The organism is Calidifontibacter indicus (genome assembly GCF_003386865.1).
Classification (GTDB): domain Bacteria; phylum Actinomycetota; class Actinomycetes; order Actinomycetales; family Dermatophilaceae; genus Yimella; species Yimella indica.
On the sequence record NZ_QTUA01000001.1, the window covers coordinates 1,770,046 to 1,787,579 of the forward strand.

The 17,534-nt window shown below is 68.0% G+C and carries 17 protein-coding genes and 1 pseudogene; 12 read left to right on the forward strand and 6 right to left on the reverse strand.

What is annotated here, in order from left to right:
• Window positions 1-14: 14 nt before the first annotated feature.
• From thiD to DFJ65_RS08455, 4 genes are all read left to right on the forward strand, one after another.
• Window positions 15-818 (forward strand): bifunctional hydroxymethylpyrimidine kinase/phosphomethylpyrimidine kinase, encoded by an 804-nt coding sequence (gene thiD, locus DFJ65_RS08440; RefSeq protein ID WP_115924203.1) that lies wholly within the window; start codon window positions 15-17, stop codon window positions 816-818.
• Window positions 819-922: 104 nt separating this feature from the next.
• Window positions 923-2,839, forward strand: coding sequence for an acetate--CoA ligase (locus DFJ65_RS08445; RefSeq protein ID WP_115922645.1), 1,917 nt, complete (start codon window positions 923-925; stop codon window positions 2,837-2,839).
• Between the two features lie 51 nt (window positions 2,840-2,890).
• Window positions 2,891-3,070 carry a hypothetical protein gene (locus DFJ65_RS08450; RefSeq protein ID WP_115922646.1) on the forward strand — a complete coding sequence of 60 codons (180 nt, stop codon included), beginning with the start codon at window positions 2,891-2,893 and terminating at the stop codon, window positions 3,068-3,070.
• Window positions 3,064-3,462, forward strand: coding sequence for a hypothetical protein (locus DFJ65_RS08455; protein ID WP_115922647.1), 399 nt, complete (start codon window positions 3,064-3,066; stop codon window positions 3,460-3,462). The genes DFJ65_RS08450 and DFJ65_RS08455 overlap by 7 nt, the downstream gene beginning before the upstream one ends.
• Before the next feature lie 29 nt (window positions 3,463-3,491).
• On the opposite strand, the gene DFJ65_RS18055 is transcribed toward DFJ65_RS08455, so the two are convergent.
• A complete protein-coding gene (locus tag DFJ65_RS18055; protein ID WP_170144039.1) occupies window positions 3,492-3,668 on the reverse strand; it encodes a hypothetical protein in 177 nt (58 codons plus the stop codon).
• 145 nt (window positions 3,669-3,813) lie between these two features.
• Window positions 3,814-4,113, reverse strand: a pseudogene (locus DFJ65_RS08460) (VOC family protein); the annotation flags it as partial.
• A 166-nt stretch (window positions 4,114-4,279) separates the two neighbouring features.
• Here DFJ65_RS08460 and DFJ65_RS17450 point away from each other — a divergent pair.
• On the forward strand, window positions 4,280-4,420 hold the full coding sequence (locus DFJ65_RS17450) for a hypothetical protein (RefSeq protein WP_170144040.1): 141 nt from the start codon (window positions 4,280-4,282) through the stop codon (window positions 4,418-4,420).
• A 2-nt stretch (window positions 4,421-4,422) separates the two neighbouring features.
• Here DFJ65_RS17450 and DFJ65_RS08465 read toward each other — a convergent pair whose 3' ends face one another.
• Both DFJ65_RS08465 and DFJ65_RS08470 read right to left on the reverse strand, forming a co-directional pair.
• Complete coding sequence (locus DFJ65_RS08465; RefSeq protein WP_115922648.1) at window positions 4,423-5,829, reverse strand: hypothetical protein; 1,407 nt, start codon at window positions 5,827-5,829, stop codon at window positions 4,423-4,425.
• Window positions 5,826-7,070: a saccharopine dehydrogenase family protein gene (locus tag DFJ65_RS08470; RefSeq protein ID WP_115924204.1), complete on the reverse strand. Its 1,245-nt coding sequence runs from the start codon at window positions 7,068-7,070 to the stop codon at window positions 5,826-5,828. Before DFJ65_RS08470 ends, DFJ65_RS08465 begins: the two co-directional genes overlap by 4 nt.
• A gap of 116 nt (window positions 7,071-7,186) precedes the next feature.
• Between DFJ65_RS08470 and DFJ65_RS08475 the strand changes: the two genes are divergently transcribed.
• A complete protein-coding gene (locus DFJ65_RS08475) occupies window positions 7,187-8,560 on the forward strand; it encodes an L-serine ammonia-lyase (protein WP_115922649.1) in 1,374 nt (457 codons plus the stop codon).
• A gap of 92 nt (window positions 8,561-8,652) precedes the next feature.
• On the opposite strand, the gene DFJ65_RS08480 is transcribed toward DFJ65_RS08475, so the two are convergent.
• Together DFJ65_RS08480 and DFJ65_RS08485 are read right to left on the reverse strand one after the other, a co-directional pair.
• Window positions 8,653-9,687 carry a DUF3533 domain-containing protein gene (locus tag DFJ65_RS08480; protein WP_115922650.1) on the reverse strand — a complete coding sequence of 345 codons (1,035 nt, stop codon included), beginning with the start codon at window positions 9,685-9,687 and terminating at the stop codon, window positions 8,653-8,655.
• 13 nt (window positions 9,688-9,700) lie between these two features.
• Window positions 9,701-10,228 (reverse strand): O-acetyl-ADP-ribose deacetylase, encoded by a 528-nt coding sequence (locus DFJ65_RS08485; protein WP_115922651.1) that lies wholly within the window; start codon window positions 10,226-10,228, stop codon window positions 9,701-9,703.
• 209 nt (window positions 10,229-10,437) lie between these two features.
• Here DFJ65_RS08485 and DFJ65_RS08490 point away from each other — a divergent pair, with 209 nt between their 5' ends.
• The 6 genes from DFJ65_RS08490 to DFJ65_RS08515 all read left to right on the forward strand — a co-directional run bounded on the left by DFJ65_RS08490 (window position 10,438) and on the right by DFJ65_RS08515 (window position 17,376).
• Entirely contained in the window at window positions 10,438-11,880 is a 1,443-nt protein-coding gene (locus DFJ65_RS08490; RefSeq protein ID WP_211308400.1) for a gamma-aminobutyraldehyde dehydrogenase, read from the forward strand.
• Between the two features lie 223 nt (window positions 11,881-12,103).
• Complete coding sequence (locus DFJ65_RS08495; protein ID WP_245950119.1) at window positions 12,104-13,288, forward strand: ABC transporter substrate-binding protein; 1,185 nt, start codon at window positions 12,104-12,106, stop codon at window positions 13,286-13,288.
• On the forward strand, window positions 13,288-14,433 hold the full coding sequence (locus DFJ65_RS08500; protein ID WP_115924206.1) for an ABC transporter ATP-binding protein: 1,146 nt from the start codon (window positions 13,288-13,290) through the stop codon (window positions 14,431-14,433). The genes DFJ65_RS08495 and DFJ65_RS08500 overlap by 1 nt, the downstream gene beginning before the upstream one ends.
• The gene (locus tag DFJ65_RS08505; protein ID WP_115922653.1) at window positions 14,430-15,287 is read left to right on the forward strand and encodes an ABC transporter permease; all 858 of its coding nucleotides are present in this window, start codon (window positions 14,430-14,432) and stop codon (window positions 15,285-15,287) included. Before DFJ65_RS08500 ends, DFJ65_RS08505 begins: the two co-directional genes overlap by 4 nt.
• A gap of 38 nt (window positions 15,288-15,325) precedes the next feature.
• Window positions 15,326-16,132: an ABC transporter permease gene (locus DFJ65_RS08510; protein ID WP_115924207.1), complete on the forward strand. Its 807-nt coding sequence runs from the start codon at window positions 15,326-15,328 to the stop codon at window positions 16,130-16,132.
• 2 nt (window positions 16,133-16,134) lie between these two features.
• Window positions 16,135-17,376 (forward strand): saccharopine dehydrogenase family protein, encoded by a 1,242-nt coding sequence (locus DFJ65_RS08515; protein ID WP_115922654.1) that lies wholly within the window; start codon window positions 16,135-16,137, stop codon window positions 17,374-17,376.
• The last annotated feature ends 158 nt before the right edge of the window (window positions 17,377-17,534 follow it).

Genomic DNA, 17,534 nt, shown 5'->3' on the forward strand with positions numbered 1-17,534 from the left:
TCTACGGTGGGGTCATGCGACGTCCCCCGGCAGTGGTGACCGTGGCCGGCAGCGACCCCAGCGGCGGCGCCGGTCTGCAGGCCGACCTGAAGACCATCGGCGCACTCGGTGGATACGGAATGGCGGTGGTGACCGCGTTGACCGCGCAGAACACCCACGGTGTCGACGCCGTTCACGCTGTTCCTGCCGATTTCGTTGCAGCGCAGTTTGATTCACTGGTCACTGATGTTCGTATCGACGCTGTGAAGACCGGCATGCTTGCATCGGCCGCCGTCACGGACGTCGTCTGCGAGTTCGTGCGATCGGGCCTGTCGCGTGGAACGTGCGTGGTCGTCGACCCGGTGATGGTGTCGACCAGTGGGCATCGCCTCATGGCTCCGGACGCGTTGGACGCGATGCGGCGTCTGGTCGGCTGCGCGAGCATCGTGACGCCCAACCTGGCCGAGGCGGCCGCACTGCTCGGCGAGGCCGAGGCGGGTGACGAGCGGGCCATGGTGACGCAGGGGCGGCGGCTGCTCGACCTCGGCGTCGGGGCGGTGCTGATGAAGGGCGGCCATCTGGCGGGTGACCCGGTCGACGTCCTGATCAGCGCGGACACGGTGGAGCGGTTTGCGCAGCAGCGGGTCGCGACGCGCAACACGCACGGAACGGGGTGCGCGCTGTCGGCGGCGCTCGCCACCATGCATCCGCAATTGGGGTCGTGGTCGCAGGCCGTCGCGGCGGCGAAGACCTGGCTCACCGAGGCGTTGCGCCAGGCGGATCGGCTCGAGATCGGGGCGGGTGCGGGCCCGGTGCACCACCTGCACCGGTGGTGGTGAGGTCAGTGGCGCCGCCCGACCGCTCGGCGCACCCGCCTGGCCGGTCGGCGGGTTCGTCGACGACGTCATGGTGACCGGGGCCACAGCCGGGCCATAATCGCGCCATGAGTTCGTACGTGGAGCAGTACCGGCGCAGCATGTCCGGCCCGGAGGGGTTCTGGCTGGATGCCGCGGAGGCGGTCGATTGGTTCCGCAAGCCGAAGAAGGCGCTGGACGACCAGCAGCCGCCGTTCTACCGCTGGTACCCCGACGGGCAGCTCAACATCTGCTACAACGCGCTCGACCGGCACGTGATCAAGGGTGACGCCGACCGCACAGCGCTCATCTACGACAGCCCCGTCACAGACACCAAGCGCAGCTACTCCTACGCCGAACTGCTCGACCTCGTCGGTCGTGCCGCAGGAGTGCTGCGCGCACTCGGTGTCGAGCGCGGCGACCGTGTCGTGGTCTACCTGCCGATGGTGCCCGAAGCGATCGTCACGATGCTCGCGTGCGCTCGCATCGGAGCCGTGCATTCGGTGGTGTTCGGCGGCTTCGCACCGGCCGAACTCGCCACCCGCATCGACGATGCTCAACCGAAGGTGATCGTCACCGCCTCGTGCGGGGTCGAGCGTTCCCGCGTGGTGCCGTACAAGCCGATGGTCGACGATGCGATCGAGCGCGCGCAGCACAAGCCCGAGCGGGTGCTTCTCGTGCAGCGGCCGCAGCTCGAGGCCGAGATGGGCGAGCGCGACATCGACTGGGCGACGGCGATGAAGCCCGGCGCGGTCGAGCCGGCCGGCTGTGAGTCGATGCTCGCGACCGACCCGCTCTACGTGCTCTACACCTCCGGGACCACCGGTAAGCCCAAGGGCATCGTGCGCGACCACGGCGGCTACACGGTCGCGCTGCAGTGGTCGATGACCAACGTCTACGGCATGTCGCCTGGGGAGGTGTGGTTCACCGCGTCCGACGTCGGGTGGGTCGTCGGGCACTCCTACATCGTCTACGCGCCGCTGATCGCCGGGTGCACCACGGTGCTGTTCGAAGGCAAGCCCGTCGGCACGCCCGATGCCTCCACCTTCTGGCGGATCATCGCCGAGAACGACGTGAAGGCGTTGTTCACCGCGCCGACCGCCTTCCGTGCGATCAAGAAGGAAGACCCCGACGGCGCACTCGTGGCCGGGCACGATGTGTCGGGGTTCCGCACCCTGTTCATGGCCGGTGAGCGGCTCGACCCCGACACCTGGCAGTGGGCCACCGACAAGCTCGACGTGCCGGTCATCGACAACTGGTGGCAGACCGAGACCGGATGGCCGATCGCCTCCAACCTGGTGGGCCTCGAGCCGTTGCCGATCAAACCGGGTTCGGCCACCGTGCCGGTGCCGGGCTACGACGTGCAGATCCTCGACAGCCAGGGGCAGCAGGCGCCGGCCGGCACCGAGGGCGCCGTCTGCATCAAGCTGCCCTTGCCCCCGGGGACGCTCCCGACCTTGTGGCAGGACGATGCGCGGTACGAGTCGTCGTACCTGTCGGCCTACCCGGGCTACTACCTCACCGGCGACGGCGGCTACCTCGACGACGACGGCTACCTGTTCGTGCTCGGCCGCACTGACGACGTGCTCAACGTCGCCGGCCACCGGCTGTCGACCGGCGGCATCGAGGCAGCACTCGCCGGGCATCCCGCCGTCGCCGAATGCGCCGTGATCGGTGTGGCCGACCCGCTGAAGGGGCAGGTGCCCCGGGCGCTGGTCGTGCTCAAGGCCGGCGACCAGTGGGCCGACCTCGACGACGCAGCCCTGGAGCAGCTGCGCGGTGAACTCGGCAGGCGGGTGCGCGAGGAGGTGGGGCCGATTGCGACGCTGCAACAGGTCGACGTCGTCGCAGCGTTGCCGAAGACCCGTTCGGGCAAGATCCTGCGCAAGACGATGCGTCAGATGGCCGACGGTCAGGAGGCGCCGGTGCCCTCCACCATCGAGGACGCCACGGTGCTCGACGCGCTCGCGAGAATCCTCGGGCGAGAGGGCACTTCACAGGGCTAGTGTCACAAGGGTGAGTGACACTCCGTCCCCTTTCCCGGCCCGACTGCAAGCTTGACCCCGGCCGACGCCGCCGATGTCACCGACGAGCTCGTCACCACCGAGCACGTGCCGGTGACGCCGGACGGCGAGCTGCCCTACACCGCGCAGACCGGGCGGGTCGTGCTCTGGAAGGACGAGGTCAAGGACGACGTCTGGCAGGGGCGCGAACCCGTCGCGCAGCGCGGGTGTTGAAGGGGCGCAAGCCCTCGGGGTTCCACGGCTTCACCGCCGACCTCGAATCGGTCGCCGAGATCATCCGGCAGTGGGTGAGCGACCAAGGTCGTTGGCTCTCAACGAAATTCCTGATCGGGGAGTCGTACGGCACGACCCGTGCTGCCGGGCTCGCGCAGCTGCTGCAGGACGACGGCATGTACCTCAACGGGCTGATGCTGAACGGCGCAACGCCGTTCACCGCCGCGGAGGATTCGCTCGCGCACCTCGCCATCGCGCGGGAGCGCCATGACGACATTGAACACCACTACTACCCGGCGGGTCACATGATGCACGTGCACGAGCCGTCTCGGGTGCAACAGTCGGCCGACCTGCGTGACTTCGTGCGGCGCCGCTCGGGTGGGCCTGCCTGACCCGGTTCGTTCTGACCCGCTCGAGCGGGTCAGAACTCGACCGCGACGACCGCGCGCCGTTTCGACGGACGGTGCACGATCTCAAAACCGGCGTCGAGGTAGGTCGTGAGCCGGCCGGGATGCTCCTCGCCCCACGTCGCGTTGTCGTCGGTGCCTCGGTTGGGAGTTGGATGGGTGAACGGGAGATGCTCCTCCCGCTCCGGCAACCAGCTCCCGTACGCGCACCAATTCCTGTGCACCGTGCCCGCTCAGCCGACGGACGCGGCCAGCTCGGCCTCCGAGCGCGGGATTGCAGAATTCGTTGCCCTCGGGGTCGGCCAAGATGACCCATCCGCTGCCGGGGCCGCGGATGCCGCGGTGGTCGCCGACCTGCACAGCGCCGATGCCGAGCAGTCGCTCGACCTCCTCGTCGCGGGTGCCGGTGCGCGGACGCAGATCGAAGTGCAGACGGTTCTTCACAGTCTTGGATTCGGGCACCTCGATGAAGAGGATGTGGTGTCCCGAGTCTGGGTCGAGGATCATGCACTCCTCGTGGCCCGGCTCGTTGGGGTCGTCGCAGACGTCGACGTAGTCGAGCACCTTCTTCCAGAACTCGCTGAGTTCGTAGGCATTGCGACAGTCGACGGAGGTGTGTGAGACGAAGCAGCTCATGGCCGAAGCCCACCACCGGGGGTCTGCGTGGGACAACCGATTTACGTGGATCGAGGTGCCCACCCCGAGGTGTGATTTCCGGCCCTGCGCCGACGCGTCCGGCCGCTGCGGCGTGCGGTCGGCGTAGCGTGAGTCGGGTGATCGACCAACACACGGAGGTGGAGCGATGACCGACGAGAGCACCCCGAACACCGACGAGGAATCGGTCGACCAGGACGTGAAGCAGGCGGAGGAGGCCGCTGCGGGCCCGGCGGAGGAACGCGACCCCGGCAACGGCACGCCGGCGTCGACGGGCGAGGTCGAGTAGCCTCACCGCCACTCGACGGGCTGCTCCATTGCGCCGAAATCAGTGTGCCACAACGAATCCGCGAGTTCCAACGCGGCGGCGGCCCACGGCGTGAGGCGGGTGCCGGGCGTACATCGGTGGGGGGTGAAGCGCACGAGGCCGCCCATTGCGGCCGGACCGAGCTCGAGGCGGCCCACCGCCGCCCCCTCGTCGTCGCACGGCCGCAGCTCGTCAGGCGTGCCGGCAACGAGCACGGTCGTGGTCTCGGACGGCGACACCGACCCCGTCGACAGGTAGGCGGTGCCGAAGCGGTGGGCGTCGAGTTCGTCCAGCAGCCGTTGCTCCACGGCGTCGGCATCGAAGTCGAGGTGAACGCCGGAACGCACCGTCTGATCGAGCAGGTTCAGCGGCACGTCGACGCCCTTGTCGAGCGCGCTGATGCCGCCGGAGAACCGTGGGTTGAGCTCGTGGGCACGAAAGCCCTCGGCGGTGAGGATGCCGTCGATGCCGAACGCGCCTCGATAACCGTGAACACGCGCGAGCACCTCGCCGGTGGCGCGTGCGGCGGCGCGCATCTGGTGCCGTTGCGCCGCCGACGGGTCCCACCAGCTGGAGATGCCGGCCTGCACGAACCCTGTGCCGCCGACCGGCCGCAACATGCACAGTTCCACGGGGCGCAGGATGAGTACGCCTTGGTCGGTGACGATTCCGTGGATGCTGCACGGCTGCCCTTCGAGGAACGGCATGACCCGCGCCGTCCGCCCGGAGGCGCAGACGCGTTCCAAGATCGGTTCGGGTTCGGCGCCGGGCCGCAACCACCAAACCTTCGAGGCGCCGCCGTTCAAACCGTGGGAGGCGTCGGCGGAGATGACGACGCCGGCACCTTCATCGAGTCGGGCAGCGCCGGCGCGCAGCGATCGACGGTCTGCGGTGACGATCTCCTCCGGTGCCGTCGCCAGCCCGGCGGCAGTGAAGATCGGGCCGCACAAGGTCTTGTCCTCGAGCGCCTCGTCGGCGGCTGACCGCCCACCGAACGAAGCTCGTCCGAAGATGAGCCGGGGGGACGCCGTGGGCGTCGTGGAGATGACCAGAGCCGCGCCGGTCGGATCGAACCGCTCGACGGCCTCCAGCACCTCGACCGGCGGGTCGTCGAGCAGGCGCGTCCACGCCGAGAGTTCGTCCGTTGCCGAACGTACGGGTGCGCCGTAGCCGGTGCGCACGACGGTGAGGTCGTCGCCCGACGGCAGTGGACCGGTGCCGTCGCCGAAGGTGAGGACCAACTGTGCCGTCACCCCGAGTTGCCGATAGTGCTCGACGCGGGTGGCCGTGGCGGCGAGCACCGGTGCGAAGACGATGACCTTCCGCCCACGCAGACGGTCGGCCTCCTGCGACCGAAGGATCGCGACCAGCTCGTCCAGCGGGTCGCTCACGCCAGTGGCTCGGCCTCGATCACGAACCCCCGGGCGCGCAGGCGCTCGACGTACGGCATTCCCAATGCCGTTGCCGGAGTGAGCAATCCGCCTTGGCGGCCCTCTGGAAGCGGCAGGTCGTCGCGTTGCAGGGCGAGAGCCAGACCGGCCTCGCCGAGCATCACGCAGGTGGCCGCGTACCCGGGGTCGCCCTGAGCCGAGACGACCGAGTGCCACTTGCGTCCGGTGGTCGTGGTGGTGCGGATGTCCATCTTGAAGAAGCCCTCGTTGCGGGCCTTCTCGCTCGGCCCGGTGCCGGGCGCCGGCACGACCTTCTTGACGAGGGGTCGCAGGAAGCCGACGTTCATCGCGCCGAGCGCCGCGCCCAGGCCACCGGCGACGGCGTAGCCGGTGAGTCGCCCGTTGATGCCGCGGCCGGTCTTCATCACCTCGCGGTAGCGGAACGAGCGCCCGTAGGAGTGTGCCGAAAGCGCGTTGCTGCGACGCACCACGCGGGTGTTGTAGGTGGCCATGACGAAGGGCGCGGTCCAGGCGCCGATCTCGCCGTCCTCCCGGACTGCGGCCGAGTCCTTCCACTCGCCGGCCGGCTCGGCGGCACGGTCGGGGGAGAGGCCGAACTTGTCGGTCACCACCTTGCGGCGTTCCTTGTCGGCCTTGATCGCATCGACCTGACCCATCATCGAGGCGATGGTTCCGCCGCTCACCCCGCCCTTCAGCGACGCGTACGTCGTGGTGTCGCCCAGCTCGCCGTCGCCCGCGGCACGCACCGCGTCGGCGAGCACGAACACCCCGATGTCCGACGGCACCGAGTCGTAGCCGCAGGAGGGAACGATGCGCGCACCGGTGGCGTTCGCCCGCTCGTCGAAGCCGTCGATCGCGTCGCGGTGGAACAGCACCTCGCCGGTGAGGTCGACGTAATCGGTGCCGGCGTCGGCGCAGGCCTCCACCAACGGCAGGCCGTACGAGGCGTAGGGGCCGACGGTGGTGATGACCACCTTTGTGCGCTCCGCCATGGCCCGCAGCGAGGCCGGATCGCCCGAATCCGCGGTGACGAGGTCCCACTCACGCGCGGCGGCCGGAAGGTCGGCGCGGACGTCCTGCAGTTTGTGCTCGTTGCGTCCTGCCAGGGCGATGCGCGTGCCGCTCGGCGCGTGCGTGGCCAGGTGGGCTGCGGTGAGTTCGCCGACGAACCCGGTGGCGCCGAACAGGACGATGTCGAACTCGCGATCACGGGAAATCATGAGCCCACCGTAGAGCCGCATCGGCACGGGGCGGACCGAACCGCCCGGCGGCTCTTCATAGACTGTGACTCAGGTCGCACCCGACCTCGCACCACCGACCCAGGAGCCGACACACCATGGCGCTGAGCACCTTCGACCTCTACTCGATCGGCATCGGACCCTCGTCGTCCCACACGGTCGGCCCGATGCGGGCGGCCAAGATGTTCGTCGACGGACTGGCCGAGTCGGGTCGCACCGACGACGTGGTGCGCGTGCACGCACAGCTGTTCGGGTCGCTCGGCGCCACCGGCCACGGCCACGGCTCCGACAAGGCGGTGCTGCTCGGGCTGGAAGGCGAGGATCCGGAGACCGTCGACGTCGACTCCGCCGACGCCCGGGTGCAGAACATGAAGGTGCGCCGACTGGTGCGTCTCGGGGGCAGCCATGTCGTCGCCTTCGACCCGGACAAGGACCTCGTGATGCATCGGCGCAAGTCGTTGCCCACCCATCCGAACGGGATGCAGTTCGACGCCTTCGACGCGGCGGGCGAGGTGATCGAGAGCAAGATCTACTACTCCGTCGGCGGTGGCTTCATCGTCGACGAGCACGCCACGGGTGCCGACCGCGTCGTGCAGGACGACACGCCGCTGCCGCTGCACTTCACCACCGGTGAACAACTGCTCGCGATCTGTGAGCGCGAGGGGTTGTCGATCAGCGAGGTGATGATGCGCAACGAGCAGGTCTGGCGCAGCGAACAGCAGATCCGCGACGGCTTGCTGCACATCTGGTCGGTGATGCAGGAATGTGTGCGCAACGGGTTCGGCCGCGAGGGCGTGCTGCCCGGCGGTCTGAAGGTGCCGCGCCGCGCGCCCGGGCTCTACCGCCAGCTGGGCCAGTCGGATTCACGCAAGGATCCGCTGCACGTCATGGACTGGGTGAACCTCTACGCGCTCGCCGTCAACGAGGAGAACGCCTCGGGCGGACGGGTCGTCACGGCACCCACGAACGGCGCGGCCGGCATCATCCCGGCGGTGCTGCACTACTACCGCGATTTCGTCGAGGGCGCCGACGACGACGGCGTCGTGCGGTTCCTGCTCACCGCGGCGGCGATCGGCATCCTGTTCAAGGAGAACGCGTCGATCTCCGGCGCCGAGGTCGGGTGCCAGGGCGAGGTGGGCTCGGCCTGCGCGATGGCGTCCGGTGCGCTGTGCGAGGTGCTCGGCGGCAGCCCGTTGCAGGTCGAGAACGCCGCGGAGATCGGCATCGAGCACAACCTCGGGCTCACCTGCGACCCGGTGGGCGGACTTGTACAGATCCCGTGCATCGAGCGCAACGCCATCGCCTCGGTGAAGGCGATCAACGCAGCACGCCTGTCGCTCAACGGTTCCGGCACTCACCACGTCAGCCTCGACAAGGCGATCAAGACGATGCGCGACACCGGACGGGACATGTCGATCAAGTACAAGGAGACCGCGCGCGGTGGTCTCGCGGTCAACGTCATCGAGTGTTGAGCACGGCGAAACGGTTCGCCCTGGCGCCAGGGCACCGGGGCGAATCACTTGTCGGACGGAGCGGCTGACCGACGCGGGTCTTCCCGCAGCGGTCAGGCTGCGGCCTTGTGGCGGCCGACCACGACCGGCGGCCGACGCCGGTTGAAGAAGTTGGTGGCGGCGAGCGCGACGGCGGTGCCGATCACTCCCCAGAGGGCGAGGGTCAGGACATGGCCGCCCACGCCGTGGCTGCCGAAGTAGACGATGCGCCGAACCGCATCGGTGGCGGCACCGTTGGGCAGCACGTAGGCGATCGCCCGCCAGAAGGTAGGCAGCAGATGCGGCTGGAAGGCGCCGCCCGCGCTCGGGTTGCCCAGGACCACGAACAGCAGGATCGCCAGGCCGACGCCGATCAGGCCGAACAACGCCTGGAGCGCGATGGTCGTGGCCGCCACGGCGAAGACCACGAGCGCGCCGATTCCCCACAGCTGCAGGAAATGGCCGGTGAGGGCGCCGAGCAGCTGATCGACGATCAATGCACCACCCAGACCCGACACCACCGCGTGGAACGCGACCACGCACAAGCGGATGACCAGGTGGTGCAACGACTGGGCGCGGTGGCCGGCGAGGACTCCCAGCGCGGCTGCGAGCAGGTAGCCGCCGACCATCCAGCCGACCACGAGGTAGAAGCCGGTCAGGCCACGGGCGTCGCCTGCCTCCAGCGGCACGACATCGTCGCTGACGACCGTGCGGCCCTGCTTCTGGGCGACCTGAGCGAAGATCTCCTCCGTGGCGCTCACGATGCCTGAGCCGCCACCGCCGGCGACCACCAGCGTGTCCTGCTTCCCACTGGGGTTCAGCACGTAGGCGGCGTCGACGCGGTGGTCCTTGACCATCGCCACGGCGGCGTCGCGGGACTCGACCACCTGAGGGGAGACGGGGTGTCCGTCGATCTTCTCGAGCTGGGCCGCGATCTGGTCGGCCTGCTGTGCGGGGGCCACCACGGCCACCGGGATGTCACTGGGCTTCGGCGAGTGGAACGCCCCGACGTACGACCAGATGAAGGCGAGTTGTATCAGGAGGACCCCGGCCACGAGGGCGAGTCTGTTGGGGGTGAACGCCTCGCGCAGGTCGGCTCGAATGCTCATTTGTCGTCTCTCCTCATTTCGCGCCCGATGAAGGGCGCGCTCGTTCGAAGGCCAGTTGTAGTCGCTCGCTGAACAGGACGAAGCGGATCTCTTCCAACTCCATGTCGGCCCCGGTCACCGCCGACCAGGCGATGCGGGCCACCTCTTCCGCGTCCCAACCGTAGACCCCGGCGCTGATCGCGGGAAATGCGATCGAGCGTGCATGCAGGTCTGCGGCGACCTCGAGCGAACGAGTGAAGCAGGACCGCAGGAGTGCCGGATCTGTCTGTCCGGCGTGGCGATTGGGGCCCACCGTGTGGATCACCCATCGGCTCGGCAGATCGAAGGCCTCGGTCGCGACGGCGTCACCGACCGGTAGTCCGTCCGGCAGCCGGGTGCGGCGCAACTCGCGGCACGCCTGCAGCAGGCGGGGTCCGGCGGCCCGGTGGATCGCGCCGTCGACGCCGCCCCCGCCGAGCAGGGACGAGTTGGCGGCGTTGACGATCGCGTCGACCTGCTCGACCGTGATGTCGCCCTGCACACACGTGATTTCGCTGGCCATGGCGCCACTGTCGCAACCCTTGTGTCATCCCGCAAGGACCCGGTGTGGGGCCCGTCTGCACCGCGCCGGTCGGGAAACCGCTGACCGGCTGCCGAGACGCCTCGCGGAAGATGGCGGAGACCGCCACTGAATCTGCGACCTGGCTCACAGCACCGCGCCCGGGGACATAGGCTCGGACGCGTACCGAATCGCCAGCTAGGAGGGCCCTTGTGGTCAGGCAACTGAAGAACTTCATCGACGGCAAGTACGTCGAGGCGCAGACCGATGCGACGCAGGACATCATCGACCCGACGACGGCGCAGGTGGTGGCTAAGGCACCCATCTCCACCGAGGCCGACGTCGACGCCGCCTACGCCGCCGCGAGCAAGGCGTTCGCGGGGGAGTGGGGGCAGACCACGCCGAGCGAGCGGCAGCAGGCGCTGCTGAAGTTCGCCGACGCGATCGAGAAGCGCGCCGAGGAGTTCGTGAAGCTCGAGGCCGAGAACACCGGCAAGCCCTACGCCCTGACGACCTCCGAAGAGGTCCCGCCGATGGTCGACCAGCTGCGCTTCTTCGCAGGCGCCGCGCGGGTGCTCGAAGGTCGCGCGTCGGCGGAGTACATGAAGGGTCACACCAGCTGGATCCGTCGTGAACCGATCGGTGTCGTCGGCCAGGTGACTCCGTGGAACTACCCGATGATGATGGCGATGTGGAAGATCGCGCCGGCGCTCGCCGCAGGCAACTCCGTCGTACTCAAGCCGAGCGACACGACCCCCGAGACCACACTGCTCATGGCCGAGATCGCTTCGGAGTTCCTGCCCGCCGGCACCTTCAACGTCGTCACCGGCGACCGCGACACCGGCCGCCTGGTGGTCGAGCACAAGACCCCGCAGCTGGTCGCGATCACGGGCTCGGTGCGCGCCGGCATGCAGGTGGCGGAGTCGGCGTCCAAGGACCTCAAGCGGGTGCACCTCGAACTCGGCGGCAAGGCGCCGGTGATCGTGTTCGACGACGCCGACATCGAGGCCGCCGTCGAGGGCATCGCCATCGCCGGTTACTTCAACGCCGGTCAGGACTGCACCGCCGCCACCCGCGTGCTCGCCGCGCCCGGCATCCACAACGACTTCGTCGCAGCACTCGCCGAATACGCCAAGAACGAGGCCAAGGTCAGCACGCCCGACGACGAGGACGCCCTCTTCGGCCCGGTCAACAACGCCAACCAGTTGCAGCGCGTCACCGGCATGCTCGAGCGCCTCCCCGGGCACGCGTCCGTCGCCGCCGGCGGCAACCGCGTGACCGCGCTCGGCGACGGTTACTTCCTCGAGCCGACCGTCGTGTCGGGTCTGAAGCAGGACGACGAGGTCATCCAGGACGAGATCTTCGGCCCGGTGATCACCGTCCAGCAGTTCACCGACGAGGACGAAGCCATCAAGTGGGCCAACGGCGTGCAGTACGGCCTGGCCTCCTCGGTCTGGACGCGCGACTTCGGGCGGGCGATGCGCGTCTCGAACGCGCTCGACTTCGGCTGCGTTTGGATCAACACCCACATCCCGCTGGTCGCCGAGATGCCGCACGGTGGCTTCAAGCACTCCGGCTACGGCAAGGACCTGTCGATGTACGGCTTCGAGGACTACACGCGCGTCAAGCACGTCATGGCCAACCTCGACTCCTGAGCACCGCGCGAAGCGCCCAGCCGTTTTGTAACGAATCGTCGCAAACGGGTGAGTGGTTCGTCTCGTAGCCAGTAGTCTCTCGCCACACGGCAGGGGGCCGGGCAACCATCGGTTGCCCGGCCCCCTGCGCGGCTCACCCAGAACGTGCCCAGAAAGTGTAAGGAGCAGCGGGATGACACGGCGACAGCCTCCTGCGGACCCAGCGGTCCGTGACCTCGTGCGGATGGCCCAGCAGGCGGGCCTTTCGCGCCGCGCACTGCTCGGCATGACCGGGGCCGGCGCGCTCGCCGCGGTCACCGCCGCGTGTGCCCCGCCGCAGCCGCCGGCCGGGAGTGCTGCCGCCAAGGTGCAGCTTCCGGTCGACGTCTCCGACACCGACAAGATCGTCAACTGGGCCAACTGGACGGCCTACCTCGACTATGACGACAAGACGAAGAAGTACCCGACGCTGGAGGCCTTCAGCAAGGAGACCGGCATCAAGGCGTCCTACTCCGAGGACATCGACGACAACGACACCTACGTCAACAAGGTGGCGCCGCAGCTGCGCGCGAAGCAGGACATCAACCGCGACATCATGGTGCTCACCGACTGGATGGCCAACCGCGTCATCCGCGACGAGCTCGTGCAGCCGCTCGACCTCATCTCGATGAAGAACGTGTGGCGGCTGCGTCCCTCGCTGCAGGAGGTGTCGTTCGACCCGGGCCGGCAGCACTCCATCACCTGGCAGTCCGGCTTCGCCGGGCTCGCCTACGACAAGACCAAGACCAGCCCGGTCAAGGCCATCGCCGACCTGTGGCGCAGCGACCTCAAGGGTCGGGTCGTGGTGCTGTCGGAGTTCCGCGACACCGTCGGGCTGATCATGCAGAGCCAGGGCGTCGACATCTCCAAGGATTTCACCAAGGCGCAGGTGGAGAAGGGCATGGACGAGATCAGCAAGCGGATCAGCGACGGGAACATCCGTCGGGTGAAGGGCAACGCCTACCTGGAGGACCTCAAGGCCGGCAACGCCGTGGCCGGCATCGTGTGGTCGGGCGACATGTTCGTGCTGCGTGCCGAGACCGGGAACGACAACTGGGAGTTCGTGATCCCCGACTCCGGCGGCACGCTGTGGAGCGACAACATGATGCTGCCGATCACCGCACGCCACCGTAAGAACGCGCACAAGCTCATCGACTACTACTTCGACCCGGCGGTGGCGGCCGAAGTGGCCGCCTATGTCAATTATGTGTGTCCGGTGGAGGGCGCTCAGGCGGAGATGGAGAAGCTGGACAAGGAGCTCGCCCAGAGCCCGTTCATCTTCCCGACCGAGAGCTACATCAAGCAACACAACATTCAGGGATTCCGTGCGCTGAGCGCGTCCGAGGACGCCGACTACAGCGCCCTGTGGGCAAAGGTGGTGGGCAACTGATGGGCGCATCGGATGCACTGCGCAAGGCGACGGGTGACCTGCGACTGGAGTCGGTGACCAAGGAGTTCGCCGATTTCACGGCGGTCGACTCCCTCGATCTCGTCGTGCCACGCGGCTCGTTCTTCGCGCTGCTCGGCCCGTCGGGCTGCGGTAAGACGACGACGCTACGCATGGTCGCCGGACTCGAGCAGCCCACCTCGGGCCGCGTGCTCATCGGCGACACCGACCTCACCGGCAGTCGGCCCTACGAGCGCCCGGTCAACACCGTGTTCCAGTCGTACGCACTGTTCCCGCACCTCACCGTGCGCGACAACGTGGCCTTCGGGCCGAAGCGTCGAGGCGTGAAAGACGCTCTTGCACAAGCAGATTCGACGCTGGATCTGGTGCAGCTGACGCACCTGGCCAAGCGCAAGCCGCAGCAGCTTTCCGGTGGTCAGCAACAGCGCGTCGCGGTGGCCCGGGCCTTGGTCAACCAGCCCGAGGTGTTGTTGCTCGACGAGCCCCTCGGTGCCCTCGACCTCAAGCTGCGTCGCGAGATGCAGGTGGAGCTCAAGCGCATTCAGACCGAGGTCGGACTCACCTTCATCCACGTCACCCACGACCAGGAGGAGGCCATGACGATGGCCGACACGGTCGCGGTGATGAATGCCGGACGCATCGAACAGATGGGTGCCCCGGAGGCCCTCTACGACCTGCCGAAGACCGCGTTCGTCGCGACCTTCCTCGGGCAGTCCAACCTGACCAAGGGCACGGCGTCCAAGGACGGTGACTGGGTCACCTTCGCCTACGCGCAGGAGCGGTTCGGGGTGCCTGCCGCCCGCGCGGCGAAGACGAGCGGGGAGGTGCTGCTCGGCGTCCGCCCGGAGAAATGCCGGGTGCACGAGACCAACCCCGGGCCGTCGACCGAGCAGCGCAGCGTGATGGGTCCGGCGACCGTGCTCGACGTGTCGTTCATCGGCGTGGCGACCAACTACCTGGTGCGGTCGCCGGCCGGCAACACCTGGGCGATCTACGAGCAGAACATGGACGTCGAGCCGCAGCACCTCAAGCCCGGCGATGACGTCTGGGTGAGCTGGGCGCCGCAGCACGCATTCATCGTCGACGACGGCGAGCGGGCACTGCTGGACGAGGAAGCCGCGTCATGAGTCGGCGCTGGACGCCCTATCTGCTCCTGCTGCCCGGTCTCATCTGGCTGACCCTGTTCTTCATCGTGCCGCTGATCCAGTTGGCGTCGGTGAGCCTGCAGTCGGGCTTCCCTGGCTACCCGGGCTACTACTACCGCGACCTCAACTTCGGAAATTTCTGGGACGCGTGGACGCAGTTCGCCGGCCACTTCGGGCGCTCGCTGCTCTACGCCGGCATGGCCACGTTCTTCGCGTTCTGCCTGGCCTACCCGTTGGCGTACGCGATGGCGTTCAAGGTCGGCAAGTGGCGCAACGTGATGCTCGTGTGTGTCATCGCGCCGTTCTTCACCTCGTTCATCCTGCGCACCGTCGCCTGGCGACAGATCCTCGCCGACGAGGGGCCGGTGGCGAAGGTGTTGAACTTCTTCCACGTCCTGCAGTTCATGCCCAGCGGGCGGCTCACCGAGACCTGGATCGCGGTCGTCGCCGGCCTGACCTACAACTTCCTCCCGTTCATGGTGTTGCCGATCTACGCCTCGCTCGAGCGCGCCGACCACCGGGTGATCGAGGCGGGGCAAGACCTGTACGCGAACGGCTTCACCACCTTCCGCACGGTGACCTTGCCGATGAGCATGCCGGGCGTCATCGCCGGCACCCTGCTGACCTTCATCCCGGCCGCCGGCGACTACGTCAACGCCGACCTGCTCGGGTCCGACCGCAGCACCAAGATGGTCGGCAACGTCATCGAGAGCCAGTTCTTCAAGGTGCCCGGCGGGTTCCCGATCGCTGCCGCGCTGTCGTTCACGCTGATGGCGATGATCCTCGCGATGGTGTTCGTCTACGTCCGTAAGTTCGGAACGGAGGAGGTGCTGTGAGCGCTGTTGCCAAGACCGGCGCGGCAGGCACTGCCGCGATGTCCCCGCTGACCCGCGTCCAGCGTTGGATCGCCGACCGCATCGCGGTGATCATCGCGATCGCTGTGCTGCTCTACCTGTTCGTACCGGTGGCGTACACGTTCGTGTTCTCCTTCAACGACTACCGCAAGTCGAACATCACCTGGAGCGGTTTCACCCTCAAGCACTGGGAGAACCCGTGCGGTGCACCGGGAGTGTGCGACGCGTTGCAAACCTCGATCAAGGTGGGTTTCCTGGCCACCCTGATCGCCACGATCATCGGCACGGCGCTCGCGTTCGCGTTGGTGCGGCACAACTTCCGCGGACGCGGCGCCGGAAACGTGCTGGTGTTCCTGCCGATGGCCACACCCGAGATCGTGCTCGGCGCGAGCCTGCTGACGATCTTCGTGCAGGGCTTCACCTTCATGAAGCTCGGTTTCTGGACGATCGTCATCGCCCACATCATGTTCTGCATCAGCTTCGTGGTGGTCACCGTGAAAGCCCGTCTGCAGAGCCTCGATCCACGGTTGGAGGAGGCGGCGCAAGACCTGTACGCCGGGCCGGGCACGACCTTCTGGCGGGTCACCTTCCCGCTGGTGCTGCCCGGCATCGTGTCGGCGGCGTTGCTGGCGTTCTCGCTCAGCTTCGACGACTTCATCATCACCAACTTCGTGTCGGGTGACGAGACGACCTTCCCGAAGTTCGTCTACGTGTCCTACCTGCGTGGAATTCCGGCTCAAGCCAACGTGATCGGTTTCTCCATGTTCCTCATCGCGGTGTTGCTCGTCATCGCCGGCCAAGTGATCAGCAGCAAGCGGAGGAGTTGACCATGCGCATCCTGATGATCGGCGCCGGCGGAGTCGGGTCGGCAGCGGCGAAGATCCTCGTCGAACGTGACTTCTTCGAGGCGCTCGTGATCGCCGACTACGACCCCGCCCGGGCGACGGCGGCGGCCGAGGCGGCCACGTCCCGGCGCGCGGGGGAGAGCAGGGTCAGCGCGGCGCAGATCGACGCGTCCGATGCCGACGCGGTCGCTGTGCTGGCTCGCGAACACGGGGCCACGCATGTGTTCAATGCGGTCGACCCGATCTTCGACATGCCGATCTTCGACGGCGCGTTCGCGGCCGGTGCCGACTACCTCGACATGGCGATGTCGTTGTCGCACAAGCACCCTGACGCGCCCTACATCGAGTGCGGCGAGAAGCTCGGCGACGCGCAGTTCGCCAAGGCTCAGCAGTGGGCCGACGCGGGGCGCCTTGCGCTCGTCGGCATCGGGGTCGAGCCGGGCTTGTCGGACGTCTTCGCGCGGTACGCCGCCGACCACCTGTTCAGCGAGATCGACGAACTCGGCACCCGCGACGGCGCGAACCTCGTGGTGCGCGACGACGACGGCAACGAGATCTTCGCGCCGAGCTTCTCGATGTGGACCACCATCGAGGAGTGCCTCAACCCGCCGGTGATCTGGGAGAAGGAACGCGGCTGGTTCACGACCCCGCCGTTCTCCGAGCCGGAGGTCTTCGACTTCCCCGAAGGCATCGGGCCCGTCGAGTGCGTCAACGTGGAGCACGAGGAAGTGCTCCTCATGCCGCGCTGGGTCGACTGTCGGCGGGCCACCTTCAAGTACGGCCTGGGGGAGGAGTTCATCAACATCCTCAAGGTGCTGCACACGCTCGGGCTCGACTCCACCGAGAAATTGCGGGTGAAGGGGGTCGAGGTCTCTCCGCGCGACGTCGTGGCTGCTGTCCTGCCCGACCCGGCCACCCTCGGCCCGCGGATGTCCGGCAAGACCTGCGCCGGCCTCTACGTGACAGGCAAGGGCAAGGACGGCGCGCCGCGCGCGACGTACCTCTACCACGTCGTCGACAACGCCGACACCATGCGCGACTACGACGCCCAGTGCGTGGTGTGGCAGACCGCGATCAATCCCGTTGTCGCACTGGAGCTTCTGGCCACCGGCATGTGGTCGGGCAGTGGCGTGCTGGGGCCGGAGGCCTTCGACGCCGTCCCGTTTCTCGACCTGTTGAAGGACTACGGGTCGCCCTGGGGGATGCAGGAGAAGCCGGTCGGCTGATCGGCACCGGTCGGCGCACCAACTCGCGTCGGACGCGACTTACTCGCCGGTTCGGCGTGATACGCCCGAGTAAGTCGCGCCCGACGCGACTTCGTGTTGACACGAGAGCTTCGCGGACGGTGTTCGCGCAGTAGCTTGGCTACGAACAAGGGGTCGCA

What these genes read in the sequence shown, in the direction of transcription:
- DFJ65_RS08515 (WP_115922654.1), top strand. Translation starts at nt 16,135, where the DNA reads ATGCGCATCCTGATGATCGGCGCCGGCGGAGTCGGGTCGGCAGCGGCG.
- DFJ65_RS08500 (WP_115924206.1), top strand. Translation starts at nt 13,288, where the DNA reads ATGGGCGCATCGGATGCACTGCGCAAGGCGACGGGTGACCTGCGACTG.
- DFJ65_RS08470 (WP_115924204.1), bottom strand. Translation starts at nt 7,070, where the DNA reads ATGATTTCCCGTGATCGCGAGTTCGACATCGTCCTGTTCGGCGCCACC.
- DFJ65_RS08485 (WP_115922651.1), bottom strand. Translation starts at nt 10,228, where the DNA reads ATGGCCAGCGAAATCACGTGTGTGCAGGGCGACATCACGGTCGAGCAG.
- DFJ65_RS17450 (WP_170144040.1), top strand. Translation starts at nt 4,280, where the DNA reads ATGACCGACGAGAGCACCCCGAACACCGACGAGGAATCGGTCGACCAG.
- DFJ65_RS08445 (WP_115922645.1), top strand. Translation starts at nt 923, where the DNA reads ATGAGTTCGTACGTGGAGCAGTACCGGCGCAGCATGTCCGGCCCGGAG.
- DFJ65_RS08480 (WP_115922650.1), bottom strand. Translation starts at nt 9,687, where the DNA reads ATGAGCATTCGAGCCGACCTGCGCGAGGCGTTCACCCCCAACAGACTC.
- DFJ65_RS08495 (WP_245950119.1), top strand. Translation starts at nt 12,104, where the DNA reads ATGGCCCAGCAGGCGGGCCTTTCGCGCCGCGCACTGCTCGGCATGACC.
- DFJ65_RS08505 (WP_115922653.1), top strand. Translation starts at nt 14,430, where the DNA reads ATGAGTCGGCGCTGGACGCCCTATCTGCTCCTGCTGCCCGGTCTCATC.
- DFJ65_RS08510 (WP_115924207.1), top strand. Translation starts at nt 15,326, where the DNA reads ATGTCCCCGCTGACCCGCGTCCAGCGTTGGATCGCCGACCGCATCGCG.
- DFJ65_RS08475 (WP_115922649.1), top strand. Translation starts at nt 7,187, where the DNA reads ATGGCGCTGAGCACCTTCGACCTCTACTCGATCGGCATCGGACCCTCG.
- thiD (WP_115924203.1), top strand. Translation starts at nt 15, where the DNA reads ATGCGACGTCCCCCGGCAGTGGTGACCGTGGCCGGCAGCGACCCCAGC.